The organism is Halomonas sp. 3A7M (assembly GCF_014897875.1).
Lineage (GTDB): Bacteria > Pseudomonadota > Gammaproteobacteria > Pseudomonadales > Halomonadaceae > Vreelandella.
The window spans coordinates 1-783 of the sequence record NZ_JABUZD010000002.1; the positions used below are offsets into that span (position 1 = coordinate 1).

Sequence of the window (783 nt, forward strand, 5' to 3'; positions counted from 1 at the left end):
CCTGTTAAGGCGCTGCGCGCCATGCCTGGCGCACCATAAAAAAAACCGCCCCGAAGGGGGCGGTTTCCTGAGCTAAGTAAGTACTTACAAACGTACTTACAAAGATGCTTACCACTGAGTAGAGATAGCAGAGTTGTTGTTACCCGCCTGGAAGTGAGTTGCTGAAGCTGCGCTACCACCAACGGTGTTCTGGCGAATGGTTGACACGTTGCTGTTACCTGTCTGGAAGACATTCGCTACATGACCGTCGCCACCTTGGAAAATATAGGAGGCGCTCAGATCTGCTTCAACCTGAAGGACATTGGCTTCATTGTCGTTGCCATCTTGATGGATAAAGCTCCAGGTTTCGTCAGTATTTAAGGCTTGATAAACGTCAGCATCGTTTCCGTTACCGAACTGCTCAACAATTGAGTCGCTTTGCGCAGTGTTCAAGAATTGAGCAACATTAGAGCTGTTGTTGTCGCCTTGTTGACGTACATAGGAGTCATTAAGGCTGCCACCATCTTGCACTACGACTGAATCATTATGATTGCCTATCTGATAAACAATCGACTCATGCTGATCGCCGCTTTGATAGACATAAGAGTTGTTGTTATTACCTTCCTGGCCAACACGTGAGTATTGCTCATCATCATACTGATCAGTTTCAGCCATGTTATTGTTACCAGTCTGGAAAATAAGCGAAGTCCGCATTGCATCACGATCAAAGCCGTTCATGCCCTCACGGATATCTTGCTGGTTGTAAGCGTCCATTCCGCGACGTTCTGCCACCCCGCTAAAATT

The 783-nt window shown here is 47.3% G+C and carries 1 pseudogene; it reads right to left on the reverse strand.

Annotation, left to right across the window (positions count from 1 at the left end):
- Positions 1 to 108 precede the first annotated feature (108 nt).
- A pseudogene (locus INT19_RS00015) lies at positions 109 to 783 on the reverse strand (hypothetical protein); the annotation flags it as partial.